We start from the raw sequence: 24,848 nt of genomic DNA, 5'->3' as shown, positions 1-24,848 counted from the left end.
GTCCTCCCGAAACCGCTCTCCAGGCGATTTCAGCGGCAGACTAGCATGGTTGACGTTTACGTCAACGATAGTCTAGCGCCACCCACGGGAAGCTGTCGCGACCATGGCGAAATGCTTGCGCAGCACAGACATGCCATCTTTGCCGCGCTCGACGCGGTCGAGATAGGCAGGCGTCAGCGCAATCGGCAGGAAGGCTGGCCGCAATGACTGCGGCAGCGCCTTGGCGCCGCGTTCGAAGGCACGGAGATGCTCGCGCGCCAAGGCAATCATCGCCTGGACGGCGACAGTCGATCTCTGGTCGTCGATGCCAGCGACGAACTCTTCCGGCGTCAGGCCGGCCGCAGCAAGGATGTCCCGTGGCACATAACATTGGCCGCGCGCCCGGTGCATCGGCAGCAGGCGCAGCAACCCTGCGATCGCCTGGGCGCAACCAGCATGGCCCGCAAGCTCCGCATGCTTCGGCGCGCCGTCGGCATCGAGCACCAGCGAAGCCAGTTGGATCAGCGCCGAGGCAGTCTCGCCGCAATAGCCCTCGAGGTCGGTTCGCGACGGCATCGGGTCGTCATAGAGATCGAAGATCCGGGCTTCGAGGTAGTTGTCGAAAGCCGCGACAGGCAGACGATAGGATTCGATCGCCGCCATCAAGGCTGAGGCGAGCGGATGTCCGGCGCCGGCTTCCCGACTGCCCGAGGCAATGACGTCGCGCCACCATTGCAGCCTGATCTCACCGGGCATCGGCTCGCTGACGCGGTCGCGGATGGCTGCAATCTCGGCGTTGAACGCATAGAGCGCCAGAAGCGCCGGCCGCTTGTCCTCGGGGGCGTAGAGCGCGGCAAGATAGCGGTCGCGATCGGCAACGCGCACCGTATCCATCAGGGCTTTCGCCGGGTCGTTTGCGCCGTGCACGTCAGTCGACAGCAATGAAGGCCGCGGCGGCGGCGCGATCTTCGGCAAGCAGCACGTTGTAGGTGCGCACCGCTGCCCCCGTCGACATCGGGTCGGCCGAGATTCCGGCGGCCTTCAGCGCGGCGCGCAACGCTTCCGGCAGGCGGCGCAACTCCTTACCCATTCCGACGAGCAGGATCTCCACAGCCCCTGCCTCGGCGAACAGCTTGTCGAAATCGGACGGCTGCAGCGCCTGCGCATCGGCCGGCTGCCAGCCATAGATGCCTGACGGCAGGCACAGGATCGATCCGCGATGCGACATGTCGGCGAAACGGAAGCCACCGTCGCCATAAGCGTCGACGGGCGCCCGTCCCGGGAAATGCGCCTCGCGGATGATCATTCCCGCCATGGCTTACGACTTGGTCGGCTGGGCACCGGCCGGCACGGCCGGCTTGCCCATGTCGTCCGCGCCTTCAGGCCGCAGCCTGAACAGGATGAGCAGCGGACCAGCGACGAAGATCGACGAGTAGGTGCCGACCAGGATGCCGAAGATCATCGCCAGCGTGAACGACTGAATGACCTCGCCACCGAACAGGTAGAGCGAAACCAGGGCCAACAGCGTCGTCACGCCGGTCAGCACGGTACGCGACAGCGTCTGGTTCATCGACAGGTCGAGCAGCTGCTCGATCGGCATCTTCTTGTACTTGCGCAGGTTTTCTCGGACGCGGTCATACACGACGACGGTATCGTTGATCGAATAGCCGACGATCGTCAGGATGGCCGCGATACTGGTCAGATTGAACTCGATGCCGGTTATGACATAGAGCCCGACCATCATCGTCACGTCGTGCACAGTCGCGATGATCGCACCGAGCGCGAACTGCCATTCGAAGCGGAACCAGATATAGATCAGCATCGCCAGCATGGCGGCGAGCACGCCGATCGTTCCCGACCAGGCCAGTTCGCTCGACACCGTCGGTCCAACCGATTCGACGCGCCGGAAATCGTACTCGGCGGAAAGCTCGCCGCGCACCTTCTCGACCACGCTCTGCTCGGCATTGTCGCCGGCATTCTGCCCCTCGACGCGGATCAGTAGCGTGTTGTTGGCGCCGAACTCCTGCACCTGAACGTCGCCGAGGTTGAGCTCGCTCAGCCTGGCGCGGACGGCGGCCGAGTCAGCGGTACCGCTCTTGGACTGCACCTCGATGCTGGTGCCGCCGCGGAAGTCGATGCCGTAATTCATCTCGATCGAGAAGAACAGCACGGCCGCCAGGATCGACGCCGCTGCGGACAGGGTGAAGGCATGGCGCCGCCAAGACATGAACGGATAGCTGGTGTTGTCGGGCACGAAGCGCACCAGGCCCTTGGGCAGTTCCTTGGGCTTGGCGCGGCGCAGCCAGATCGAAACCAGCCAGCGGGTCAGGGTGAAGGCGGTGAAAACGGTCGTCAAGATGCCGATGGCGAGCGTGACAGCGAAGCCGCGAACAGGACCCGAACCGAGATAGAACAGGATCAGGGCGGCGATGAAGGTGGTGAAGTTGGCGTCGACGATAGTCGCCAGCGCGCGGGCAAAACCCGAGTCCAGCGACTGTACCAGGGATCGGCCGAGTTGCCGCTCTTCGCGCACGCGTTCGTAGATGATGACGTTGGAGTCGACCGCCATGCCGACGGTCAGCACGATGCCGGCAATGCCGGGCATGGTCAGCGTGGCACCCAGGATGGACAGGATCGCGATGATGAGCGCCACGTTGGCGGCAAGCGCAATGTTGGCGATGATGCCGAGCGTGCCATAGGCGACCAGCATGAAGCCGACGACGAGGATGCCTGCGATGACCGAGGCGAACTTGCCGGCGGCGATCGAGTCGGCGCCAAGGCTCGGACCGACGGTGCGTTCCTCGACGATGGTGAGGTCGGCGGGCAGCGCACCGGCGCGCAGCAGCACTGCCAGATCATTGGCGCTTTCAGCGGTGAAGCTGCCGGAAATCTGACCCGAACCGCCGAGGATCGGCTCGTTGATGCGCGGTGCCGAGATCACCTGGTTGTCGAGGATGATGGCAAACAGGCGACCGACATTCTGCTGGGTGGCCTGGCCGAAGCGCGATGCGCCCTTGCCGTCGAAGCGGAAGGAAACGACGGCTTCCGAGGTGCGCTGGTCGAAGGTCGCCTGCGCGTCGGTCAGGTTTTCACCCGACACGATGACGCGGTTTTCGATCAGATAGGGAACGGGCGGATCGTCCTGCGAATACATGACCGTCGAGCCTGCCGGCGGGCGGCCCTGCAGGGCCTCCTGCGGCGACATCGACTGGTCGACCATCTGGAAGGTCAGCTTGGCGGTCTTGCCGAGGATTTCCTTGAGACGGGTCGGATCCTGAAGGCCCGGAACCTGGACCAGGATGCGGTCGGCGCCGGCGCGCTGGATGATCGGCTCGGTGGTGCCGAGCTCGTTGACGCGGCGGCCGATGACCTCGATCGACTGGGTCACGGCATTGTTGACGCGGTAGTCGATGCCGCCTTCGGTCAGCGTGTAGCGCAGAAGCCCGGCCTCGGGCTCCTCGAGCGACAGCTCGCTCACGGTACCGGTGCCGAACATGCTCGACGACAACGGCGCAACCAACGGCGCGAGCGCCGTCTTGGCCGCATCGATCTCGTTCACATCGCTGATGCGCACCTGCACCGTGGTGCCGGTGCCGGTCAGGCCGGTGTAGCCGATCTTAGCGTCGCGCAGCAGCGTGCGGATGTCGTCGCGGGTCGCCTGCAGGCGTTCATCGACCAGGTCCTGCCGGTCGATGGACAGCAGGATGTGCGAACCGCCCTGCAGGTCGAGGCCAAGCGTCAGTGCGCGCTTGGGAAACCACCCCGGAAGGGAATCGAGCTGAGACTGGGTCAGCATGTTCGGGATGGTGAAGAGCACCCCGAGGAGCACGACGGCCCAGATCGAGATTGTCTTCCAGCGCGAGAAATAGAGCATTTGGCCTCGTCCGATAAGGCGTGATCGCGGTGCTTATCGCCCGCCTACGATTACTTCTTGGCGTTCTGGTTGGCGATCGGCTCGCCCTTGACCCGAACGTCGGAAATCGTCGCACGCAGCGCCGTCACCTTGAGACCATTGCCCAGATCGATCTCGAGCTCGTGGTCGTCGATGACCTTGCTCACCTTGCCGACGAAGCCACCACCGGTGACGACCGTATCGCCGCGGCGGATCGCCGTAAGCATCTCGCCGCGCTTCTTCAACTGGGTGCGCTGCGGGCGGATGATCAGAAAATACATGACCACGAAGATCAGCACAAACGGCAAGATGCTGATGAGAACGTCGGGCGCTCCCGCGGTGGCGGCCTGTGCGTATGCCGGCGTGACGAACATGAATGTCTCCTGAGAAAGTATCGGGATACCGCACATCGGGACCCCGGAAATGTGCGCGGAATATAGTCGCTCATGCCACCAATGCAACTACGCTTGGCCCAAGCCGTGGCGCTTTTCCGCGCAATTTGAGCGTGTTACAGCGTCGCGCACAGGTAATGTCTAGAGACTAACGGGATCGGCCATGGAAAAGACCATCGAAGCGCTCAACTCCAAGCTGGATCTTCTGATCGCTGCGGTAACCAGGCTTGCGCCTCCGTCCGTCCCCGAAACCGACATCGCCACCGCCGACTGCTATGTCTGGGCGGCCGATCCGGGCTTTCTCGAACCCGTATTGCGGGTCAACCGCGTCGACATCGGCCTGATCAAGGGCGTCGACCGCGTCCGCGACATCCTCGTCGACAACACCGAGCGCTTCGCCGCCGGCCTGCCTGCCAACAACGTGCTTTTGTGGGGTGCGCGCGGCATGGGCAAGTCGTCGCTGGTCAAAGCAGCACATGCCACGATCAACGCCTCGGGCAAGACGGCAACGCCGCTCAAGCTGATCGAGATCCACCGCGAGGACATCGACACCCTGCCCAAGCTGATGAACCTTCTCAAGGCGGCGCCCTTTCGCTTCATCCTGTTCTGCGACGACCTGTCGTTCGACCATGACGACACCTCGTACAAGTCGCTCAAGGCGGCCCTCGAAGGCGGCGTCGAGGGCAGGCCCGCCAACGTCATCTTCTATGCAACGTCGAACCGCAGGCATCTCCTGCCGCGCGACATGATCGACAATGAGCGCTCGACGGCGATCAACCCGTCGGAGGCTGTCGAGGAAAAGGTCTCGCTCTCCGATCGCTTCGGCCTGTGGCTCGGCTTCCACAAATGCTCGCAGGACGAATATCTCGAGATGGTCAACGGCTATGCCCGTTACCACGGCTTCGACAATGATCCGGAGACCCTGCGCGCCGAGGCGCTGGAGTGGGCGACGACGCGCGGCAGCCGCTCGGGCCGCGTTGCCTGGCAGTTCATCCAGGACCTCGCCGGCCGCCTGGGCCAGCCGCTGAAAGACTGAACCCTCCAAACGAAAAATGCCCGGCCCTGGTCGGGACGGGCTGATATGGCGGGACTGATGGAGGTCACGCGACCCGCGCCGGCATCGATCCGAAAACCCCTTACGATTTTCGGAAAGCGATGCGTGGCTCCAGTGCCTATTCGAGGTAGCCGCTCGGATCGACCGGCGTGGAGTTCTTGCGCACTTCGAAATGCAGCTTCGGGGCATCGGTCGAACCGCTCATGCCTGACAGCGCGATCTCGTCCCCACGTTTGACCTTCTGGCCGCGCTGGACCTTGAGCGAGCTTGCGTGACCATAGACGGTGACGAGGCCGTTCTCATGGCGCACCAGCACCGTGTTGCCGAATTCCTTGAGCCCGTCGCCGGCATAGATGACGACACCGTTTTCGGCAGCCTTCACCGGCGTGCCTTCGGGCACCGAGATGTCGATGCCGTCATTCGACTTGCCGCCGCCCTTGCCGTAGTTGGAAACGACGCGGCCACGCACCGGCCAGCGCATGCGGTCGATACCGGTGGCATTTGGCGCTGCCTCGGCCGATTCCTCGGCCTGCTGCACCAGCTTGTCCTTCTTCGGCGGCGTGTAGGCCGCAACGGCGGGAGCTTCGGCCGCAGGCTTGGCCGCGGCAACGGCCGGCTTCGGAGCGGCTGTGGCAGCGGTTGCGGTAACGACCGGGTCGACGGCGGGTGCAGCCTTGGCAACAGTCGAGGTCGCGCCGCCAGCCGGCACCTTCAGCGTCTGGCCGATCCGGATGCGGCCGTCCTGCAGGCTGTTGGCCTCCTTGAGTGCCGCCGTCGACACGCCGAGCTTCTTGGCGATACGGTTGAGCGTATCGCCTTCGACGACCTTGTAGCCGCCGCCGGCACCTGCCGGCTTGGCATTGCTGTCGGTCGGCGAGCCGAGCTGCGCGGTTGCGGTTTCCTTGGTCTTGGGCTGCTGCGGCAGCACCGCAACCTTGTTGCTCGGCAAGGTGGCCGGCTGCGGATTTTTGCCCGGAACCTTGAGCGTATTGTCCTGCGCCGTCTGCGGCTGGGCTATCGCGCCGGTCGACCTATTGTCCAGCGCAGGTGCCAATGCCGGGGCTTGAGCCGGAGCCTGGGCGGTACGAACTGGAGCCGGAGCAAGCGCTGGCGCCTGGGCGACTGGTGCCGGCAGAGGCTGCGACGACACCGGCTGCAGACTGCCGCGACTGACCGAACCGGCACTGGCCGAGGCAACCGGCGTCGCCATCTGGGCATCGCCAGGGAATGGCTGCTGCTGCGGCTGCTGGTTGATGATCGAACGCTGGTTCGGCGTCGATGCGGTGAAGATGTCATCGACACCACCGCCGCCAAATCGCGACACTCCGGAACTGCACCCTGCGGCCATGCCGGCAACCAGCAGAACGGCGCCGCCGCGCGCCAGAGAGCGTCTATTCGCCTTCAAAATACTGAAACGCATCGCACTGACCCGCGCTTTACCCGATACCAACTAGGCTTGATTAAAGCGCGTTAATGTTACTGGCCGGTTAAGAGGATCAAATAAATCAAAAGCTTCGCCAGCTCGCGACAAGACGCTTTCCGAGGCGGGCTGAAGGCCCCGGCTGCGCGCAGATAGCAGCGATGTGGGTGGTGCCGACTTAGATGACGGCAGCGACGCCGCGGGCCAGCGGCTGCAGGCGGACGACGCCGAGGTCTTCGCGCTCGAAGCGGCTTCCGATCTTGGTCAGCTTGCACAACACCTGCTCGCCCTCTTCCGGGCCGATCGGCGCGATCATGGTGCCGCCGCTCGACAGCTGGTCGACGAACATGCGCGGATGGCTGTCGAAGGCAGCCCATACGACGATGCGGTCGAACGGCCCCTCGCCCGGCAGGCCGTTCGAACCGTCGGCCTGGCGGACCAGCGCATTGCCAAGGCCGAGCATCTCGAAGCGCTGGCGCGCCAGATCGGTCAGGGTTTTGAAACGCTCGACGGTGACGACCCGGCCGGCAAGCCGCGCCATGACCGCGGCTGTGTAGCCGGAACCCGTACCGACTTCGAGCACACGGTTTCCCTGTTCGATGTTGAGCGCTGATATGACCGCCGCCTGGAGATCGGCGCCTTCGATCGCCTCGCCACATTCGATCGGCAGCATGCGGTCCGACCAGGCGATGGAATGGAACTGGCCAGCGAGGAAGTCGCGACGGGGCGTTGCCTCGAAGGCGGCGATCAGATTTTTCGGAACGATGCCGCGCCCGCGCAGGCGAAGAAGAAAGGCGGCGAAGCCCTCACGGTCGTCCGGCATCATATTCATGCAATAGCCTTGGCCAATTGATCGCGCAGTTCATGCGCCGTCATGTCGAGCTTGAGCGGCGTGACCGAAATCTGCTTGTTGCGCACGGCGTGCAGATCCGTGCCCGGCTTCACCTCCGGCTCATCGCGGCCGAAACGCAGCCAGTAATATGGCAGGCTGCGGCCGTCGCGGCGCTCCTCAACCCAGATGCCGTAGGCAAGCTTGCCCTGGCTGGCGACCACAGGTCCGGTGACCTCTTCGGGCGGGCAATTCGGGAAATTGACGTTGAGCAGCACGCCGATCGGCAGTTCCGTGGCGATCAGCTTGCGCAGCAAGGCCGGGGCCAGCGCTTCGGCCGTCTCGTAAGGCACGATGCGTTCGTCGTTTTCATAGATAAAGGCCTGGCTCAGCGCAATCGAGCGGATGCCGATCAGAGCACCTTCCATGGCACCCGCCACCGTGCCCGAATAGGTCACGTCATCAGCAACGTTGAGACCCGAATTGATGCCCGAAAGGATCAGGTCCGGCGGCTTTGGCAGGATCTTGCGGGCGCCCATGATGACGCAGTCGGTTGGCGTGCCGTTCACGGCATAATGCTTGTCGCTGATCTTGCGCAGCCTGAGCGGCTCCGAGATCGACAGCGAATGCGCATAACCCGACTGGTCGGTTTCCGGTGCCACCACCCAGACATCGTCCGACAGCTGGTTGGCGATCCGCTCCAGGACAGCCAGGCCTTCGGCGTGGATGCCGTCGTCGTTGGTCAGCAGAATGCGCATGTCACTTCGCTTCGATCTTGGTCAGGCCACCCATGTAAGGCAGCAGCGCTTCAGGAATCGTTACGCTGCCATCCTCGTTCTGGTAATTCTCGATGACGGCGATCAGCGCGCGGCCGACGGCAACGCCCGAACCATTGAGCGTGTGCACGAAACGCGTGCCCTTCTCTTCCTTCGGACGGTAGCGGGCATCCATGCGGCGCGCCTGGAAGTCGCCGCAGACCGAGCAGGACGAGATTTCACGATAGGTGTTCTGGCCGGGAAGCCAGACCTCGATGTCGTGTGTCTTGCGCGCGCCGAAGCCCATGTCACCGGTGCACAGAACCATGGTGCGGAACGGCAGGCCGAGGCGCTTCAGCACCTCTTCAGCGCATTCGGTCATGCGGTCGTGTTCGGCCAGCGCACTGTCGGCGTCCGTGATCGAGACCAGCTCGACCTTGTAGAACTGGTGCTGGCGCAGCATGCCACGCGTGTCGCGACCGGCAGAGCCTGCTTCCGAACGGAAGCACGGTGTCAACGCCGTCATGCGCAGCGGCAGCTGCTCGTTGGCCAGGATTTCCTCGCGCACCAGATTGGTCAGCGGCACCTCGGCGGTCGGGATCAGGCCGAGCCGGCTCTCGCCATGCGGCACGAAGAACAGGTCTTCCTCGAACTTGGGCAGCTGGTTGGTGCCGAACAGCACCTCGTCACGCACCAGAAGCGGCGGCTGCACTTCGGTGTAGCCGTGTTCCGACGTGTGCAGGTCGAGCATGAACTGACCGAGGGCGCGTTCGAGCCGGGCCAGCTGGCCCTTGAGCACGGTGAAGCGCGCCCCGGACAGCTTCGCGGCGCGCTCGAAATCCATCAGGCCGAGCGCCTCGCCGATCTCGAAATGCTCCTTCACCCAGTTCGGGCGCGGCAACACCTTGCCGACGGTGCGCAGCACGACATTGCCGGTTTCGTCCTTGCCGACGGGCACGTCTTCGAGCGGCACGTTGGGGATCACGGCCAGGGCTGCGTCGAGCGCCTTGTCGAGCTCGCGCTCGCGGCCTTCGCCATCCTGGATGAAGCCCTTGATCTCGGCGACTTCGGCTTTCAGCTTCTCGGCAAGGGCGGAATCACCATTGCGCATGGCGTTGCCGATCTCTTTCGAGGCGGCGTTGCGGCGCTCCTGCGCCTCCTGCAACTTCGAGACATGGGCGCGCCGCGCCTCGTCCTTGGCGATCAGGTCCTCGACCGCCGACTTTGCCGCATCCGCCGACTGACTGCGCTTCATCAGCGCTTCGATCAGATCTTCAGGGTTCTCGCGAATCCATTTGATATCAAGCATTTATAAGGTTCCGGTCGCGGCAGTTGTCGAACGACCGCGCCGGCGGATCGGGCTGTCAGCCGGCCTTGTCGGCGCTGCCTGTGCCTTCGAGCGAAGTGGATGCTGCTTGCGATTGCGGGGCCGCGGCACTGTCGTCCGCATCCTGCTTTTCGCGCGCCACACGTTCCTGTTCGCGCTTCTTTTCGATCATCCGGGCGGTCCAGATGGAAATCTCGTAAAGAAGGATCGTGGGAAGGGCAAGGCCGATCTGGCTTACCGGATCGGGTGGGGTGAGCACTGCCGCAACCACGAAAGCGATGACGATCGCCCATTTGCGCTTGTCGGCCAACCCTTGCGAACTGACCATTCCGACCCGCGCCATCAGCGTCGTCACGACGGGCAGCTGAAACACCAGGCCGAAGGAGAAGATCAGCGTCATGATCAGGCTGAGATATTCCGACACCTTGGGCAGCAGAGAAATCTGCACCTGGTCGTCGGTGCCGGCCTGCTGCATGGCGAGGAAGAACCACATCACCATCGGCGTGAAGAAGAAATAGACCAGCGACGCGCCCATCAGGAACAGCACCGGCGAAGCGATCAGGAACGGCAGGAAGGCCGCGCGCTCGTTCTTGTAGAGACCGGGTGCAACGAACTTGTAGATCTGCGAGGCAATGACAGGGAATGCAATCACCAGGCCGCCGAACATGGCGAGCTTGATCTGCGTGAAGAAGAATTCCTGCGGCGCGGTGTAGATCAGCTCGACCTTGTGCGGATCGAGCCCGGCCCAGTTGGTCGCCCATTTGAACGGGATGACCAGCAGGTTGAACAGCTGCTTGGCAAAGAAGAAGCAGACAAGGAAGGCGATGAAGAAACCGCCGATGGACCACATCAGCCGGGTGCGCAATTCGACCAGATGTTCGATCAGCGGCGCCGAGGACTTCTCGATTTCGTCGTCTTCGGCGCTCACGAGGCTTTTCCTGCTTTGGTCGTCTTGGCGGTCTTTTTGGGCGCAACAGCCTTGGCCGATGCAGCCTTGGCTACCGGCGCCTTAGCCGGAGCGGACTTGGCCACGGGTGCCTTGGTCGTTGCTACCGAAGCCTGGGCTTTTGCGGCAAGCTTGGGCGCGGCAACAGCTTTAGCCGCGGCCTTGGGCTTGGTCGCTGCCTTCGGCTCTTCGGCTTTGGCTGCAACCGCTGGCGCAGGAACAGGCGTGGCCTTGACCTCGGCGGCCGGAAACACCGGTGATGTGGCAGGCATCGCGTCCGGCCCGGCAACGTCTGGCATGACGGTTGCGCCGTTCTTCAGCGGTTCGGCCCGATGCGTTGCGTCCACGGCAGGATCAGCCGACGGCGCCGGCTGTGACGGCTTCATCGCCGCGTCGAGGCCGGCACGCACATCGGAAGCCGCCTGCTCGAAAGGATTGAGCTGCTTCCTGATCTGCTGCGCGGGGTTGAGACCGCGCAGTTCGTCGACCGACTTCTTGACGTCGTCGAGCTCGGCTTCCTTCAGCGCCTCATTGAACTGGCGCTGAAAATCGCCCGCCATGGAACGAGCCTTGGCCGTCATCCGCCCCATTGTGCGGAGCATCTTAGGCAAATCCTTGGGGCCGACGACCACGATCATGACGACCGCGATCACCAGCATTTCGGTCCAGCCGATTTCAAACATGTCGGTGCGATCCGGCTAGCAAGAGACGATGGTCAGCTCTTGCTGGCCTTTTCCTTGGTCGAGTTCACGGTCTCATCATTGCGGTGCTCGACCGTCTTGGAGTCATCGGCTTCGTCGTCCGACATACCCTTCTTGAAGCTCTTGATGCCCTTGGCCATGTCGCCCATCAGTTCCGGGATCTTGCCACGACCAAACAGCAGCAGCACGACGACCAGAACGATCAGCCAGTGCCAGATTGAAAACGAACCCATTGAACTCTCTCTTGAACAGTTTCCCTGCGATTGATCTAGGCTCTTTCGCTTCCGGATTCAAACACTAGAACATCCGCTTTCCGAAGCGACAGCCATATATCACGTGCTTTTGCGGACAAAGCGCCGCAGCGTATGCGCGCCCGCACCGGCGTCTCGGCGCCCGGCACCGCGAGTTCAAGCAGTTCGACGACGCCTAGATAGCGCCTGGAAATGATGCGGGCCTGCGTTTCGCCGGTGTCCTCGCTGACGTCGATGCCGGTCAGGCGCACGGCGACAAGCACGTCCGCGCCGTCTGAAACGGCTGTTTCGACCTCGCCCACCGGGGTCGCGGCATAACCGTCCAGAACAGTGGCTGGAAAGACGTTGAGCTCGGAAAAGAAGCCGGCGACGAACAGATTTGCCGGCTTGAGGTAGAGGTCTTCCGCCCTGCCCGTCTGTACCAGCTTGCCGTCCTTCAACAGCGCGATGCGGTCGCCCATGCGCATCGCTTCTTCGGCATCGTGCGTAACGACGATGGCAGTCGCCCGGCTTTCGCGCAGGATTGCCAGGGTTTCGGCGCGCACCGAATCCTTGAGGCGCGAATCAAGCCCGGAGAACGGCTCGTCCATCAACAGGACCGCCGGTCGCGGCGCCAACGCGCGAGCTAGAGCCACGCGCTGCTGTTCGCCGCCCGACAAGGCATGCGGATAGTTGTCGGCGTAATGTTCGAGCCCGACGCGGGCGAGCGCGATCAGCGCTTCCTTCCTGGCCTCCTCGCGCGACAGCGCGGTCAGCCCGAAGCGGACGTTGTCGAGGATGGTCAGATGCGGAAACAGCGCAAAATCCTGGAACACCAGGCCGATAGAGCGCTGTTCCGGCGGCAGGAACACCTGAGGACCAGCGATTTCCTTGCCGTTCAGCAGTACGCGCCCGGAGGTCTGCGCCTCGATGCCGGCGGCAATCCGGAGCAGCGTCGTCTTGCCTGAGCCCGACGGCCCTAGAAGGCACAGCACCTCGCCCGGCTCGGCGGCAAGACTGACCTCGCGTAGCGTCTCCGAGCCATTGCCGAAGGAATGGCGAATGTCCTCAAAAGCCAACCGCGCGGCGAAGGTCACGCCCGCAGTGACACGCGCTGCCGTCTGGGTTTGATTTGTCGTCACAGGATCGACCTCCTGCTGCCGGTTCCACACCGGCGCGGGTCAATCATCTGTGGCGCGGGGTGTCAACAGGCCGAGCTCTTCCAGGTCGATGTCGGTGAGCGGGTCCTCGTCGTCGGTGAGCAGGTCAGGATCGGACGGCGGCAGCGGCACCGAGAAGCCGGGCGGCATGCGCGACGACAACAGCCCTGCCCCCTTCAGCTCTTCCATGCCGGGCAGATCGCGGATCTCCTCCAGGCCGAAATGGTCGAGGAACTTGTCGGTCGTGCCATAGGTCACCGGCCGGCCCGGCGTCTTGCGCCGGCCGCGCATGCGCACCCATTCGGTTTCCATCAGGGTGTCGAGTGTGCCCTTCGAGGTCTCGACGCCGCGGATATCCTCGATCTCGGCGCGGGTCACAGGCTGATGGTAGGCGATGACCGACAGCACTTCGAGGGCGGCGCGCGACAGCTTCTTCTGCTGGATGGTGTCGCGGCTCATCAGGAAGGCAAGATCGCCGGCAGTACGGAACGCCCAGGAATCGGCAACCTTGACCAGATTGACGCCGCGCCGCTCGTAGATGCGCTGCAACTCGGCCATGGCGGCGGGAACGTCGATGCCTTCCGGCAAGCGCGCGACAAGCTGCCGTTCGCTCACCGGCTCGGCGCTGGCGAAAACGATGGCTTCCGCCATACGCACAGCCTCGGCCAGATGCAGCCGTGCCGCCGGGTTGCGCTCGACAGTCTCCTCGTCCTCGTCGTCGAGGGCAAACGGGACGACATTTGATCCTTCGGTCATGACGCACCTTCGGTCTGCGGGGCCGCGGCCTGGCGTTCACGCAGGTAGATCGGCGCAAACGGCTCGTGCTGACGGATTTCGACGGTCCCGTCGCGGACCATTTCCAGGCTGGCGGCAAACGAGCTGGCGATCGCCGTTGCACGCTCTTCGGGGCTGGTCATGTAGCGGATCAGGAAATGATCGAGCGCAGTCCAGTCCTTCAGTTCGCCGACCATGCGGGTCAGGATCTCGCGTGCTGCCTTCAGCGACCAGACACCGCGCTTGGCGATCTGCACATTGGTAATCGCCTGCCTTTGGCGCTGGCCGGCATAGGCGCTCAAGAGATCGAACAACGAGGCCGAGTACTCGTTGCGCTTGTCGATAATGACCAGTTCGGGGGCCCCGCGCTGAAAGACATCGCGACCGAGCCGGTTGCGGTTGACCAGCCGAGAGGCGGCATCGCGCATCGCTTCCAGGCGCTTCAGGCGGAATTGCAGCACGGCGGCCAGCTCTTCACCACTCTCGCCCTCGTCGCCCGGCAACTTGGGGATCAAAAGCTTGGACTTGAGGAAGGCGAGCCATGCCGCCATGACCAGATAGTCGGCGGCGAGCTCCAACCTCAGGGCCCGCGCCTGCGAGACGAAGGTCAGGTACTGCTCGACGAGGGCCAGGATGGAAATGCGGGACAGATCGACACGCTGGCTGCGCGCCAGGTGCAGCAGAAGATCGAGCGGGCCTTCGAAGCCGGCGACATCAACGACCAGCGACGGATCGTCAGTCATGCGGTCGTCAGCGTTCTCCGCCCACAGACGGTCCATCGGTGCTGGCTTTTGCGCCTTGCTTTCCAATGCTTCCGCCAATTCCGTGCCTTCTCCTTGAGAGGCTATGCAACTGCCTCGAAAGTGTGTCCGAATTCCGCCTGCTGCACGGTTTCAGCGCGGGCATGCAACTTGCCGGCGATTTTGCAGTGAAGGACAAGATCGGCATCCGCCGCAAGGATTGCCGCGGTCTTTGCCCGGTAATCCCCAGAAAGCCGCGTCCCCAACGTGTCAGGCGGTGATTCGGTCATGCCAAGAGCTTAGCGCCTTTTGACCTGACATAGAATCGTGCGCATCGTCAGGGCCTGAAAACGAAAACGGCGCAGCCAGGCTGCGCCGTTTTCCGATTTGGGTGTGGCTCGCTTACTTCGAGACGAAGCAGTTGCCGCCGGCGGCCTTGTAGCTTTCGCACAGGCTGACCGCATCGTTGCGGGTGCCGGCAGGTACGCGAACACGCCAGAACGTGCCCTTGCCGGCGATGTCGGCCTTGACGATGCTGACTTCGCGGCCGTTCAGCACGCTGCCGTAGCGGCGGGCGAGATCGGCATAGGTCGACTTCGCGGCGGCTTCGCTCGGCTGCGAGGCGATCTGCATGGCCCAGGCGCCGGATTCTGCAGCCGTCGTCGGGGCCGACGGCGCGATAGCTGCCACCTGGTCAGGCTTGACCTCGCCAACGACATCGACCGGCTGCTCGGACGGGCGCTGTGGCGCGATCGGAGCGGTTGACGGAGTGTTGGCCGACTGCGCAGGCTTGGCGACAGGCGCCAGCGCCGGCTGTGCCGGGACGGTGCCGGTGGCTTCGCTTGCCGGCTCGGCAACGCGCTGCGGTGCCGGATCGGTCGGCTCGGTTGCGGCAACAACGGCCGGGGCCGGTTCTTCGCGCGGCACCAGCGTGCCATCAGGCCTCACCACCATGGTGCGGACCTTGCGCGGAGCAACAGCAGCCGTCTCGGTGCTGGCGTCGGGCTGATCGGCCTGTGGCACTTGCGCGACACGCTCTTCCGACTTCGCGGTCGGTTCAGCGGCGACATCGTCTCCGTTGAGCGGCAGGTTTTCGGGCATGTTCGCCTCGGCTTCCTGTGCCGCGAGATCGACCGGCTCTTCAGCGTTGGTAACAAGCTTGTCCTGGGCCGGAGCACCATTGGTCGAGCCGCCTGCGACGCGGTCATAAACCTTGCTGTCCTGGTTCGGCACGGTTGCGCCGCCCGGATTTTCCGGCTTGATCTTGATCGGGCTCTCGTCGGCCTTGACGATGACGGGGGCGCCTGCCCCCTCGCCGCCGCCGAATGACAGGGCGAAGGCGCCAATGCCGCCGACAACCGCGACCGCACCGACGATTGCGGCGATCATCATGCCGCGACGTGCCGGACGGGCTGCCGGCGAACCGGGCAGCGTTTCCATCGCTTCGTCGAAATCAGGATCGTAGTCGAACTCGTCGGCCTGGGCCTGCTGGCGCGGCGCGTTGGGCTGGCTCTGCTGCATGCCGCCGAGGTCGAAGCCACCCAGGCGGTCATCGGCCTGCTGGCGGCCGGCATACATCGCTGCGGCACCGGCTGCGGCCGCACCTGCCAGTTCGATCGGCTGCGATGCATCGCCATCGCGCAGCGTCTTGCGATCGAAGCCGTCGGCATAGGGATTCGATGCATAGTTCGACGACGCGGCAGGCTTGGTAACCTCCGGTGCATTCATCTCGTTCATCAGGTTCGAGAATTCACCGTCGAGATCGTCATAGGCAGGAGCCGGGGGGGCGTCATCCTCGAACGACAATTCAGGGATGTCGAGGTCGTCGGCGAGCGCGACGGCCTTTTCCGGCACATCGACGGTCTCGATATCGGGCGCATCATCGAAGGACGAAACGGCGGCGAAAAGCTCGGCTTCCAGATCATCGACCTCGGGCTCAGCTGGCGCATATGCCTCTGGTTCGGCCTGCGGTGCATAAGCTTCGGGCGCATAGGCAACGGGTTCAGCCTGCGGCTCATAGGTCGGCGCGACCGGCACATAGGCATCCGGCTGCTGGATTGCTTCCGGCTGGTAGCTCGACTGGGCTGCTACAACAGGAGCTGCTGCGCGCGGGGCAACCGGCGTGCCGAGGCCCCAGCTGCGGGCCTGCTCGTAGCGCGAGGCCGCAAGCGGACGCATCGGCGCTGCGGCAGCAGCGGCTGCTGATACGGCAACTGCCGGCGCTGCAACTTCCGCCACCTCGGCCACGGCACTGCGCTCGAGCGCCATGTCGAAGGCGTCGTCATCAAAGCTGACGTCGATGTCGGCCTGGTGATCGTAGCTCGGCTCGGAATAGCCGGCATCGGCCTGGACGGGAGCCGCTTCCTCGGCGGCCACGAATTCCTCGACCGGCGCGTCGTAGGACGGCGCATAGTCGGTGTCGTCATAAGCCTGCGCCGGCTCTTCGGCAGGCTGCTCGGGCGCCCACAGCGAGCTTGCGAAGGTCGGCTCGGGCTCAACAGCAACCGGTTCGACGACGCGAAGCGGCGTCGGCTCGGACAGCGCCTTGGCCTGGCTGCTCATATTGCCAAGCAGTGCGTTCAGCTCGTCTTCGAGGCTGGTGTCTTCGACAGATGCCACCGGAGCCGCGACCTGGGCGACCTCGATCTCCTGGACCGGCGCTTCGACCACCGACTCGACGGCTGGCGCTTCATAAGCGACCGCAGGCTCATAGGCGGGCTTTTCGTCACGCAGCGCCTCCTGCAGGCGGCGTTCGAACTCGTCATAGTCCTCGGCCTGCGCGACAGGTGCTGCAACCGCCTGCGGCTCCTCGACCAGATCGGCATGCGAGAACGCGATTTCCGGCTCGGCCGGCTGGTATTCGCCCAGCGTCAGCTGATCGTCAGCGACAGCTTCAACAGCATAGTTGTCATCGTCAACAGCCGCGAAATCCATGTCGACATCGGCAAGGGCGACGTCAAACTCGGCATCGAGATCGACTTCGGTCGAAGTCGAATAAGAAACCGGCGCAGCGACCTGCTCGGCAGGCTCATCGGCCACCAGCAGTTCGTCCTCCATCGAGAATTCCTGTTCGAAGGACGCAGCAACCGCGTCGTCAAAATCGGGCTCAGGCGTGAAGGACGGTTCGGGCGTGAAAGCGGGCTCAGGAGCGAAAACGGGTTCCGGAGCGAAACTGACTTCAGGCGCCGGCTCATAGGCAGGTGCGGCAGCATAAGCCCGCTCTCCGGGATGAAGCAGCTCATCCTCGAGCGAGAAATCCTCGAAGCTCGCGGAAACGGCATCGTCGAACGACGCGTCGGAGGCGAATTCCGGCTCACGAGCGCGCTCTTCGGTCAGCGCGTAAGGAACCGACGATTCGACGGGCGTGTAGGACGAGGGTTCGTTTGCCTGAACATACGCCGTGGGGGCAACGTGCTCGGGCGCCGCGACGAGATCGTCGCCGGCCAGCTCGCCGAGCAGTTCCTTCTCCAGATCAATGCCGAAGTCGTCGTCGACAGCCGGTTCGATGCGCTCAGCGGCCTCACCAACATCCTGGCGCACCACTGGCTGGCGCGGGTCGAAACCCATGATCCTCGTCAATTCGGCGAAGGGATCTTCGTCGGCGAAGTCATTCTTGTCTGCGATCTTCAGCTGGGTTCTGTCTGCCATTCTTTTTCCCGAACTCTCGCACTTTTTTCGGACGCAGTGAACGTCGCGTAAGGTTGGCCCTTACCAGCGCAATGTGGGCAAAAGGTGACACTCAGCTCCGGAAAACCTAGCGCATTTCGGTCGGCGCATCCGCTCCGATCAACGCCAGGCCTGACGTCAAAACGTCCGAAACAGCCTGCACCAGCCCGAGTCTGGCATAGGTCAATTCTGGATCGTTAACCTTAACAAACCGTAAGTCATGGTTGTCCGTGCCACGATTCCAGTGTCCGTGGAAGGTGCTTGCGAGGTCGTAAAGATAGAATGCCAGCCTGTGCGGCTCCATCGACTGTGCGGCCGACTCGATCAGGCGCGGATACTCGGCAAGCTTTTTGATGAGTGCGATTTCGCCTTCGTCCGTCAGCCTTTCGACAGCCCCGATCAGGCCGGCGCGCGCGAACTCTCCTTGGCCGAGCTGCTCCTTTGCCTGCCTGAACACCGAGTGGCAGCGCGCTGATGCGTACTGCACGTAGAACACCGGGTTGTCCTTGGACTGCTCTGTGACTTTGGCAAAATCGAAGTCGAGCGGCGCATCGCTCTTGCGGTAGAGCATCATGAAGCGAATCGCGTCGCGACCAACTTCCTCGACGACCTCGCGCAGAGTGATGAACTCCCCTGCCCGCTTGGACATGCGTACCGGCTCGCCGTCGCGGAACAGCTTGACCAGTTGGCACAGCAGCACGTCGAGCTTGACCGCACCGTCGGTGACGGCACGCGCCAGCGCTTCCATGCGCTTGACGTAGCCGCCATGGTCGGCGCCAAGCACAAACACCAGCTCCTCGAAGCCGCGGTCGACCTTGTCCTTGAGATAGGCGACGTCGGCGGCGAAATAGGTGAAGGCGCCGTCCGACTTGACCAGGGCGCGATCCATGTCGTCACCGACCTCGGTCGAGCGGAACAAAGTCTGCTCGCGGTCTTCCCAGTCGTCAGGCTTCTCGCCCTTGGGCGGCGGCAGCTTGCCCTTGTAGACATGGCCCTTCAGCGTCAGGTCGCTGATCGCGGAGCGGATCGCCTTGGCGTTGTCGGCATGCAGCGTGCGCTCGGAGAAGAACACCTCGTGGCGCACGTTGATCAGCGCCAGATCCTCGCGGATCATCACCATCATCGCATCGATGGTGCGATCCTTGATCAGCGCCAGCGCCTCCTCCTCGGGCTTCTGCAGCAGGTCGCGGCCGAATTCCTTGGCCAGCGCTTGGCCGACCGGCACAAGGTAGTCGCCCGGGTAGAGGCCGGCAGGGATCTCGCCGATCTGCTCGCCGAGCGCCTCGCGATAGCGCAGCATTACCGAGCGGCCGAGCACGTCGATCTGCACGCCGGCGTCGTTGATGTAATATTCCTTGGTCACGTCGTAGCCGGCAAAGCCGAGGATGTTGGCCAGCGCATCACCGACAACCGCGCCACGGCAATGGCCGACATGCATCGGCCCGGTCGGATTGGCCGAGACGTATTCGACGTTGACGCGCTTCTTCTTGCCGAAGCCGGAGCGGCCGTAGTCGGTGCCGCGCGAAAGCAGGTCAGCCAGGTGCTTCTGCCAGAAGCTGTCGTGGAGCTTGAGATTGACGAAGCCCGGGCCGGCAACCTCTGCCTTGGCGACGTCGGCATCCTTGGACAGCTCCGCCACAAGGCGTTCAGCCAGCGCGCGCGGGTTCTGCCCGGTCGGCTTGGCCAGCACCATCGCCGCATTCGTCGCCAGATCGCCATGGGTCGCATCGCGCGGCGGCTCGACGGCAATGCGCGTCAGGTCGAGCGCGCCGCCCTCTTTCGGAGTCAAATCAAGCGCTTCGACGGCTTTGGTAATCCGCTCGCTGAAATCGGCGAAAATGTTCATTTCTGGGCTTTCGTAGGACGCTTCGACGTCACTTTTGACGTGACATTCCACTGAATGATGATTTCGCCCGGCCTAAACCAAATCGGGCGTATGGTCAAACAAGCGTCGGTGCTCCTTGACCGCATAGGTGTCGGTCATGCCGGCCAGGAAATCGGCGACTGCGCGTGCCTTAATGCGATCCTCGGCCCTGTCGAGCCCCTCACGCCAGCCCTCGGGCATGGCGCGGGGATCAGCGTAATAGGCGTCGAACAGGTCGCGCACGATGCGGTCGGCGTTGGCGCGCACCCGCATCACCTCGGAGTGCCGGTACATGTTGCGGTAGAGAAAAGCCTTCAGCTCCTTCTCCGAAGCCGTCATCTCGCCCGAAAAGGTCACCATGACATCGCCCGCGTTCCTCACCTCATCGGCGCTTTGCGGTGCCAGGCGCGCGATCCTTGCGGTCGCGGTGGAGATGACGTCCTCGACGAACATGGTGATCTGGCGCCGCATCAGTTCGTGACCGGTGCGCATTGGGTCGAGCGCGGGATAACGCTCGCGCACGCCGCGCAGGATCGCGGCCGGCAGTGGCACGTCGTCAAGCATTTCGAGGGTCAGCAGCCCTGCCCTCAGCCCGTCATCGATGTCATGGGTGTTGTAGGCGATGTCGTCGGCGATCGCGGCACACTGCGCCTCCAGGCTGGCAAAGCGGTCGAGCTCGAGGTCATGCAACTCGGAATAGTCGCGGATCGCCTGCGGCACGGGGCCCATCAGCCCCTTGCCGGTGGCGTCGGTCAGCGGGCCGTTGTGCTTGACCAGCCCCTCCAGCGTCTCCCAGGTCAGGTTGAGACCGTCGAACTCGGCGTAACGGCTCTCCAGCCGCGTCACCACGCGTAGCGACTGGGCGTTGTGGTCAAAGCCACCCCAGGCCGCCATCTTATCGTTCAGCGCGTCCTCGCCGGTGTGGCCGAACGGCGTGTGGCCGAAGTCGTGCACCAGCGCGATCGCTTCGGCGAGATCCTCGTCGCAGCGCAGCGCGCGCGCCAGAGCGCGGGCGATCTGCGCCACCTCAATGGTGTGCGTCAGTCGGGTGCGGAAATGATCGCCCTCATGCGCCACGAACACCTGCGTCTTGTGCTTGAGGCGGCGAAAGGCTGTCGAATGGATGATGCGGTCGCGGTCGCGCTGGAACGGCGTGCGCGTCGGGCTCTCGACCTCGTCGAACAGGCGGCCACGCGAATGCGCGGGATCGCAGGCATAGGCGGCGCGCGGCCGGTAGCCGAAGCCGATATCGCCAAGTTGCCGTTCGCCTGCCATACTCCCCACCTGTTGACTTGCCCCAGGTGGCTTCATACCTATCATAAGAAACCGAAAGCAAGGTGACGCCGATGGGCGCTGATGCCAAGACTGCCATGAAGCTCGACATGACCGAAGCCGCTGCGAAGCGGATAGCCAAGATCGTCGCCGGCGATCCGGGCAAGATCGCGCTGCGCATTTCCGTCGAAGGCGGCGGCTGCTCGGGCTTTTCCTACAAGTTCGACCTCGTCGAAGGCCGCAATGACGATGACGTCGCCATCGAGCGGGACGGCGCGACCTTGCTCGTCGACGATCTGTCGCTCGTCTACATGGGCGGATCGGTCGTCGATTTCGTCGACGACCTGATGGGCCAGTCGTTCCAGATCAAGAACCCCAACGCGGTCGCCGGCTGCGGCTGCGGTACCAGTTTCTCCATCTAGCCATGCGCCGGCCGCAAGCGCTCCGTCAGGTGGCGCTTTCGGCCGGTCGCGACATCGATGCGACGCTTGCCTTCTGGCTCGATGTCTTCGGCCTCCCCGTACACGCCCGCTACGACCCGCCCGGCATCGCCTTCATCATCGTCGACGGCATCAGGCTGTTTTTCACCGGCGGCATACCGCAGGCGACCGTCTATCTCGACATAGACGACCTCGACTCCTTTTACGAAACCGCATCCGACAATGGCGTGGCGTTCACCACGGCACCCACGCTCGTCCACCGCGATGCGGCGGGCGAATTCGGCCCTGCCGGCGAGAGCGAGTGGATGGCTTTCCTGAAGGACCCCGCCGGCAACATGATCGCGCTGGTCGAACGCAAATAGGCTTGCGCATTACTCTGAACCACTCCATCTCGTCGCGATGCGCCGCTGCCCCCGGGCGTTCTACGATTCCGAGCATAAGGGAACAGCATGCATATCCGTCGTTTTGAACCGCGTGACTACGATGCCGTCGTGAACGTCATCCTGCCCATCCAGCGAGACGAATTCGGCTTTGACGTTACCGTCGACCACCAGCCGGACCTCCGGATCATTCCAGAATTCTATCAGCGCGACCTTGGCGATTTCTGGGTCGCCGAGGCAGATGGCAAGATCGTCGGGACGATCGGCCTGGTCGACATTGGCGAAGGGCTCGCCGCCTTGCGCAAGATGTTCGTCGCCGCCGAGTGGCGTGGCCGCGAACATGGAATCGCCGCAAAGCTGCTGGGGCTCTTGCTTGCCACGGCCCGCGAACGCGGCATCCGTGCAGTCTATCTCGGCACGACCGACAGGTTTCTTGCCGCCCATCGCTTCTACGAGAAGAATGGCTTTGCCGAGGTCGCCGGATCCGACCTGCCGGCGAGCTTCCCGGTCGTGTTCATCGACACCAAGTTCTACGTGCACCGGCTGGATGCCTGAAAAGCAGAGGGCCCCACGCAGGAGCCCTCGTCTCTTGTCAATCGTCCTTGATCAAGCTTCCGACGCCATCGCAGCTTCGCGGATCTCGGCCTCATTGACCTTGGTGCCGTTGAAGAACGCATTCAGCACCACCGCCGACACCGATGCCAGGAGAATGCCCGACTCGATCAGCGGGTGGATGTCGTGCGGCATCCACATCTTGAAGTCGGGGGCGACGAGCGGGATCATGCCGAAGCCGATGGAGACCGCGACCACGAACAGGTTGTTGCGGTTGGTCTTGAAGTCGACATTGGACAGGATGCGGATGCCGGTCGCCGCCACCATGCCGAACATCACCAGCCCCGCACCACCGAGCACCACGGTGGGCAGCGCCTCGACCAGCGCGCCCATCTTGGGCACCAGCCCCAGGATCAGCAGGATCACGCCGCCGGCCACGCAGACAAAGCGGCTCTTGACGCCGGTGACGCCGACGAGGCCGACATTCTGCGAGAAGGAGGTGTACGGAAAGGTGTTGAACAGGCCGCCGATAATGGTGCCAAGACCATCGGTGCGCAGGCCCGCCGACAGCATCGGCTGGGTCACCTTGCGTCCGGTCATGTCGCCGAGCGCCAGGAACATGCCTGTCGATTCGATCATCACGACGATCATCACCAGCACCATCGTGATGATCAGTATCGGGTCGAAGATCGGCATGCCGAAGCGCAGTGGCGTGATGAGCTCGAACCATTCCGCCGAAGCGACCTTGTCGAAATGCATCATGCCGAGCGACGCGGTAAGCACGCCGCCGATGAGGATGCCGAGCAGAACGGCGATGTTGGCGACAAACCCCTTGCCGAACTTGGCGATGACCAGGATCGACAGCAGCACGACCGCCGAGATGCCGACATTGACCAGCGGCGCATAGGCGGCGTTCGGCGCGGTTGCGGCGAGCGCCAGCTTGGCCGGGATCGGCGGGATGGTCGAGCCGGTGGCAGCCGCCATCTCGGTCACGGTCTTCAGCCATTCGGCATGCTCTGATGCCACCAGCCGGGGCGCGGTCGGACCGACCGGGTTGCCGAAGATCCAGTTGATGCCGATACGCATCAGCGAGGCGCCGATGACGACGATGATGGTGCCGGTGACAACAGGCGGAAAAAACCTGAGCATGCGGCTTACAAGCGGCGCGATCAGGAAGGCCACGATGCCGGCGCCGATGATGGCGCCGAAGATCATGCGGGCGCCGTCGGGGCCTTGGTGGGCGTTGGCCATGGCGACCATCGGGCCGACCGCGGCGAAGGTCACGCCCATCATGACCGGCAGCTTGATGCCGAACCACTGGGTCGCGCCGAAGGACTGGATGATTGTGACGAGGCCGCAGACGAAAAGATCGGCGGAGATCAGGAAAGCGACCTGCTCCGGATCGAGCTTGAGCGCCCGTCCGATGATGAGAGGCACCGCAATTGCACCGGCATACATGACCAGCACGTGCTGGATGCCGAGCGCAGCTAGGCGAGGCGCTGGAAGCACCTCGTCCACAGGATGAGTACTGTTGGACATGGCATTTGTTCCCCTTTTGCCAGCCGGTCCGAAGAATGCCGAAGAGGACCGGTTCCCTTCTCCCAAGGGATGGTGCAGGATCGTCTGGAACCGCCGTGCAGGCTATCAAGAATTGTTTGAAATCATCGCGTGAAATTCATGAAGATCGTCACCTGGAACATCAACGGTGTCCGCGCCCGTATCGAGAACCTTGTGCATTGGCTCAAGGAAAGCGATCCGGACATTGTCTGCCTGCAGGAAATCAAGACGGTCGACGAAGGCTTCCCGCGCTTCGAGATCGAGGCGCTCGGCTACAATGTCGAAACCCACGGCCAGAAGGGCTTTAACGGCGTCGCCATCCTCTCCAAGCTGCGCTTCGATGAGGTCAATCGCGGTCTGCCGGGTGATGATGCCGACGAGCAGGCGCGCTTCATCGAGGGCGTGTTCTCGACCGACAAGGGTGTGCTGCGCGTGGTGTCGCTCTATCTGCCCAACGGCAATCCCGTCGGCACCGAGAAGTTCCCTTACAAGCTGGCCTGGATGGCGCGGCTGGAGCGCTGGGCGACGGAGCGGCTGGCACTCGAAGAGGCGCTGGTGCTCGCCGGCGACTACAACGTCATCCCCGAGGCCATAGACGCCCGCAACATCGAGCTGTGGCTGGGCGATGCACTGTATCAGCCCGAGACGCGGCAGGCGTTCCGCCGGCTGGTCAACCTCGGCTTTACCGAGGCCGTGCGCGCGGTCACCGACCAGCCCGACGTCTATACCTTCTGGGATTACCAGGCCGGCGCCTGGCAGAAGAACAACGGCATCCGCATCGACCACCTGCTGTTGTCGCCGGAAGCCGCGAACCGCTTCGCCTCGGCCTCGATCGAAAGGCACGTGCGCGCCTGGGAAAAGCCGTCCGACCACGTGCCCGTGGCGATTGACCTCACCCTTCAGGCGGCGTGAGGCACT

Annotated in this window: 24 protein-coding genes; 5 read left to right on the top strand and 19 right to left on the bottom strand. The window is 63.6% G+C overall.

The window, feature by feature from the left end; all coding sequences use genetic code 11:
* Nucleotides 1-72: 72 nt before the first annotated feature.
* The 4 genes from H5P29_RS17390 to yajC are packed head-to-tail and all read right to left on the bottom strand — an operon-like array spanning nucleotide 73 to nucleotide 4,245.
* Complete coding sequence (locus H5P29_RS17390) at nucleotides 73-873, bottom strand: phytoene/squalene synthase family protein (RefSeq protein WP_067966476.1); 801 nt, start codon at nucleotides 871-873, stop codon at nucleotides 73-75.
* Nucleotides 874-907: 34 nt separating this feature from the next.
* Entirely contained in the window at nucleotides 908-1,294 is a 387-nt protein-coding gene (locus H5P29_RS17385) for an Mth938-like domain-containing protein (protein ID WP_154384057.1), read from the bottom strand.
* A gap of 3 nt (nucleotides 1,295-1,297) precedes the next feature.
* Nucleotides 1,298-3,853, bottom strand: coding sequence for a protein translocase subunit SecDF (gene secDF / locus H5P29_RS17380; protein ID WP_067961636.1), 2,556 nt, complete (start codon nucleotides 3,851-3,853; stop codon nucleotides 1,298-1,300).
* 50 nt (nucleotides 3,854-3,903) lie between these two features.
* Entirely contained in the window at nucleotides 3,904-4,245 is a 342-nt protein-coding gene (gene yajC, locus H5P29_RS17375; RefSeq protein WP_067961635.1) for a preprotein translocase subunit YajC, read from the bottom strand.
* Nucleotides 4,246-4,426: 181 nt separating this feature from the next.
* Between yajC and H5P29_RS17370 the strand changes: the two genes are divergently transcribed.
* Nucleotides 4,427-5,299 carry an ATP-binding protein gene (locus tag H5P29_RS17370; RefSeq protein WP_154384056.1) on the top strand — a complete coding sequence of 291 codons (873 nt, stop codon included), beginning with the start codon at nucleotides 4,427-4,429 and terminating at the stop codon, nucleotides 5,297-5,299.
* A 136-nt stretch (nucleotides 5,300-5,435) separates the two neighbouring features.
* Here H5P29_RS17370 and H5P29_RS17365 read toward each other — a convergent pair whose 3' ends face one another.
* The 14 genes from H5P29_RS17365 to H5P29_RS17300 all read right to left on the bottom strand — a co-directional run bounded on the left by H5P29_RS17365 (nucleotide 5,436) and on the right by H5P29_RS17300 (nucleotide 21,004).
* Nucleotides 5,436-6,737, bottom strand: coding sequence for a M23 family metallopeptidase (locus H5P29_RS17365; RefSeq protein ID WP_154384055.1), 1,302 nt, complete (start codon nucleotides 6,735-6,737; stop codon nucleotides 5,436-5,438).
* Nucleotides 6,738-6,915: 178 nt separating this feature from the next.
* Nucleotides 6,916-7,569, bottom strand: a complete 654-nt coding sequence (locus H5P29_RS17360) for a protein-L-isoaspartate(D-aspartate) O-methyltransferase (protein WP_154384054.1) — start codon at nucleotides 7,567-7,569, stop codon at nucleotides 6,916-6,918.
* Entirely contained in the window at nucleotides 7,566-8,324 is a 759-nt protein-coding gene (gene surE, locus H5P29_RS17355; protein ID WP_154384053.1) for a 5'/3'-nucleotidase SurE, read from the bottom strand. The genes H5P29_RS17360 and surE overlap by 4 nt, the downstream gene beginning before the upstream one ends.
* Nucleotide 8,325: 1 nt before the next feature.
* Nucleotides 8,326-9,630, bottom strand: coding sequence for a serine--tRNA ligase (gene serS / locus H5P29_RS17350; protein ID WP_154384052.1), 1,305 nt, complete (start codon nucleotides 9,628-9,630; stop codon nucleotides 8,326-8,328).
* A gap of 55 nt (nucleotides 9,631-9,685) precedes the next feature.
* Nucleotides 9,686-10,576, bottom strand: coding sequence for a twin-arginine translocase subunit TatC (gene tatC / locus H5P29_RS17345; protein ID WP_182574084.1), 891 nt, complete (start codon nucleotides 10,574-10,576; stop codon nucleotides 9,686-9,688).
* A complete protein-coding gene (gene tatB, locus H5P29_RS17340) occupies nucleotides 10,573-11,277 on the bottom strand; it encodes a Sec-independent protein translocase protein TatB (protein WP_154384051.1) in 705 nt (234 codons plus the stop codon). Before tatB ends, tatC begins: the two co-directional genes overlap by 4 nt.
* A gap of 32 nt (nucleotides 11,278-11,309) precedes the next feature.
* On the bottom strand, nucleotides 11,310-11,528 hold the full coding sequence (locus tag H5P29_RS17335) for a twin-arginine translocase TatA/TatE family subunit (protein ID WP_115732237.1): 219 nt from the start codon (nucleotides 11,526-11,528) through the stop codon (nucleotides 11,310-11,312).
* A gap of 35 nt (nucleotides 11,529-11,563) precedes the next feature.
* Entirely contained in the window at nucleotides 11,564-12,667 is a 1,104-nt protein-coding gene (locus H5P29_RS17330) for an ABC transporter ATP-binding protein (protein WP_182574085.1), read from the bottom strand.
* A 39-nt stretch (nucleotides 12,668-12,706) separates the two neighbouring features.
* Nucleotides 12,707-13,441 carry an SMC-Scp complex subunit ScpB gene (scpB, locus tag H5P29_RS17325; protein ID WP_067961618.1) on the bottom strand — a complete coding sequence of 245 codons (735 nt, stop codon included), beginning with the start codon at nucleotides 13,439-13,441 and terminating at the stop codon, nucleotides 12,707-12,709.
* On the bottom strand, nucleotides 13,438-14,238 hold the full coding sequence (locus H5P29_RS17320) for a ScpA family protein (protein ID WP_067961616.1): 801 nt from the start codon (nucleotides 14,236-14,238) through the stop codon (nucleotides 13,438-13,440). The genes scpB and H5P29_RS17320 overlap by 4 nt, the downstream gene beginning before the upstream one ends.
* Nucleotides 14,239-14,303: 65 nt before the next feature.
* A complete protein-coding gene (locus tag H5P29_RS17315) occupies nucleotides 14,304-14,489 on the bottom strand; it encodes a hypothetical protein (protein WP_067961615.1) in 186 nt (61 codons plus the stop codon).
* A 112-nt stretch (nucleotides 14,490-14,601) separates the two neighbouring features.
* Nucleotides 14,602-17,847, bottom strand: a complete 3,246-nt coding sequence (locus H5P29_RS17310; RefSeq protein WP_154384050.1) for an SPOR domain-containing protein — start codon at nucleotides 17,845-17,847, stop codon at nucleotides 14,602-14,604.
* A gap of 106 nt (nucleotides 17,848-17,953) precedes the next feature.
* Nucleotides 17,954-19,711, bottom strand: coding sequence for an arginine--tRNA ligase (gene argS, locus H5P29_RS17305; protein ID WP_154384049.1), 1,758 nt, complete (start codon nucleotides 19,709-19,711; stop codon nucleotides 17,954-17,956).
* Nucleotides 19,712-19,783: 72 nt separating this feature from the next.
* Entirely contained in the window at nucleotides 19,784-21,004 is a 1,221-nt protein-coding gene (locus tag H5P29_RS17300) for a deoxyguanosinetriphosphate triphosphohydrolase (RefSeq protein ID WP_154384048.1), read from the bottom strand.
* A gap of 71 nt (nucleotides 21,005-21,075) precedes the next feature.
* Here H5P29_RS17300 and erpA point away from each other — a divergent pair, with 71 nt between their 5' ends.
* From erpA to H5P29_RS17285, 3 genes are all read left to right on the top strand, one after another.
* Nucleotides 21,076-21,423, top strand: a complete 348-nt coding sequence (gene erpA / locus H5P29_RS17295; protein ID WP_115732244.1) for an iron-sulfur cluster insertion protein ErpA — start codon at nucleotides 21,076-21,078, stop codon at nucleotides 21,421-21,423.
* A gap of 2 nt (nucleotides 21,424-21,425) precedes the next feature.
* On the top strand, nucleotides 21,426-21,803 hold the full coding sequence (locus H5P29_RS17290) for a VOC family protein (protein WP_154384047.1): 378 nt from the start codon (nucleotides 21,426-21,428) through the stop codon (nucleotides 21,801-21,803).
* A gap of 87 nt (nucleotides 21,804-21,890) precedes the next feature.
* A complete protein-coding gene (locus H5P29_RS17285; protein ID WP_154384046.1) occupies nucleotides 21,891-22,376 on the top strand; it encodes a GNAT family N-acetyltransferase in 486 nt (161 codons plus the stop codon).
* 51 nt (nucleotides 22,377-22,427) lie between these two features.
* On the opposite strand, the gene H5P29_RS17280 is transcribed toward H5P29_RS17285, so the two are convergent.
* On the bottom strand, nucleotides 22,428-23,912 hold the full coding sequence (locus tag H5P29_RS17280; protein WP_154384045.1) for a nucleobase:cation symporter-2 family protein: 1,485 nt from the start codon (nucleotides 23,910-23,912) through the stop codon (nucleotides 22,428-22,430).
* Between the two features lie 138 nt (nucleotides 23,913-24,050).
* Here H5P29_RS17280 and xth point away from each other — a divergent pair, with 138 nt between their 5' ends.
* Complete coding sequence (gene xth, locus H5P29_RS17270) at nucleotides 24,051-24,842, top strand: exodeoxyribonuclease III (protein WP_154384244.1); 792 nt, start codon at nucleotides 24,051-24,053, stop codon at nucleotides 24,840-24,842.
* The last annotated feature ends 6 nt before the right edge of the window (nucleotides 24,843-24,848 follow it).

It is taken from the genome of Aminobacter sp. MDW-2, assembly GCF_014250155.1.
In the GTDB taxonomy this organism is placed as follows: domain Bacteria; phylum Pseudomonadota; class Alphaproteobacteria; order Rhizobiales; family Rhizobiaceae; genus Aminobacter; species Aminobacter ciceronei.
The sequence above is the reverse complement of the archived record's forward strand: the minus strand, read 5'-3'. Positions and strand labels throughout refer to the sequence as shown.

Excerpts from the sequence above, each read along its gene's own strand:
- H5P29_RS17315 (WP_067961615.1), bottom strand. The coding sequence starts at position 14,489 with ATGACCGAATCACCGCCTGACACGTTGGGGACGCGGCTTTCTGGGGAT.
- H5P29_RS17320 (WP_067961616.1), bottom strand. The coding sequence starts at position 14,238 with ATGGACCGTCTGTGGGCGGAGAACGCTGACGACCGCATGACTGACGAT.
- yajC (WP_067961635.1), bottom strand. The coding sequence starts at position 4,245 with ATGTTCGTCACGCCGGCATACGCACAGGCCGCCACCGCGGGAGCGCCC.
- secDF (WP_067961636.1), bottom strand. The coding sequence starts at position 3,853 with ATGCTCTATTTCTCGCGCTGGAAGACAATCTCGATCTGGGCCGTCGTG.
- H5P29_RS17290 (WP_154384047.1), top strand. The coding sequence starts at position 21,426 with ATGCGCCGGCCGCAAGCGCTCCGTCAGGTGGCGCTTTCGGCCGGTCGC.
- H5P29_RS17285 (WP_154384046.1), top strand. The coding sequence starts at position 21,891 with ATGCATATCCGTCGTTTTGAACCGCGTGACTACGATGCCGTCGTGAAC.
- H5P29_RS17310 (WP_154384050.1), bottom strand. The coding sequence starts at position 17,847 with ATGGCAGACAGAACCCAGCTGAAGATCGCAGACAAGAATGACTTCGCC.
- H5P29_RS17370 (WP_154384056.1), top strand. The coding sequence starts at position 4,427 with ATGGAAAAGACCATCGAAGCGCTCAACTCCAAGCTGGATCTTCTGATC.
- surE (WP_154384053.1), bottom strand. The coding sequence starts at position 8,324 with ATGCGCATTCTGCTGACCAACGACGACGGCATCCACGCCGAAGGCCTG.
- H5P29_RS17360 (WP_154384054.1), bottom strand. The coding sequence starts at position 7,569 with ATGAATATGATGCCGGACGACCGTGAGGGCTTCGCCGCCTTTCTTCTT.
- erpA (WP_115732244.1), top strand. The coding sequence starts at position 21,076 with ATGGGCGCTGATGCCAAGACTGCCATGAAGCTCGACATGACCGAAGCC.
- H5P29_RS17385 (WP_154384057.1), bottom strand. The coding sequence starts at position 1,294 with ATGGCGGGAATGATCATCCGCGAGGCGCATTTCCCGGGACGGGCGCCC.
- H5P29_RS17365 (WP_154384055.1), bottom strand. The coding sequence starts at position 6,737 with ATGCGTTTCAGTATTTTGAAGGCGAATAGACGCTCTCTGGCGCGCGGC.
- xth (WP_154384244.1), top strand. The coding sequence starts at position 24,051 with ATGAAGATCGTCACCTGGAACATCAACGGTGTCCGCGCCCGTATCGAG.
- H5P29_RS17280 (WP_154384045.1), bottom strand. The coding sequence starts at position 23,912 with ATGTCCAACAGTACTCATCCTGTGGACGAGGTGCTTCCAGCGCCTCGC.
- tatB (WP_154384051.1), bottom strand. The coding sequence starts at position 11,277 with ATGTTTGAAATCGGCTGGACCGAAATGCTGGTGATCGCGGTCGTCATG.
- argS (WP_154384049.1), bottom strand. The coding sequence starts at position 19,711 with ATGAACATTTTCGCCGATTTCAGCGAGCGGATTACCAAAGCCGTCGAA.
- serS (WP_154384052.1), bottom strand. The coding sequence starts at position 9,630 with ATGCTTGATATCAAATGGATTCGCGAGAACCCTGAAGATCTGATCGAA.
- H5P29_RS17335 (WP_115732237.1), bottom strand. The coding sequence starts at position 11,528 with ATGGGTTCGTTTTCAATCTGGCACTGGCTGATCGTTCTGGTCGTCGTG.
- scpB (WP_067961618.1), bottom strand. The coding sequence starts at position 13,441 with ATGACCGAAGGATCAAATGTCGTCCCGTTTGCCCTCGACGACGAGGAC.
- H5P29_RS17390 (WP_067966476.1), bottom strand. The coding sequence starts at position 873 with ATGGATACGGTGCGCGTTGCCGATCGCGACCGCTATCTTGCCGCGCTC.
- H5P29_RS17300 (WP_154384048.1), bottom strand. The coding sequence starts at position 21,004 with ATGGCAGGCGAACGGCAACTTGGCGATATCGGCTTCGGCTACCGGCCG.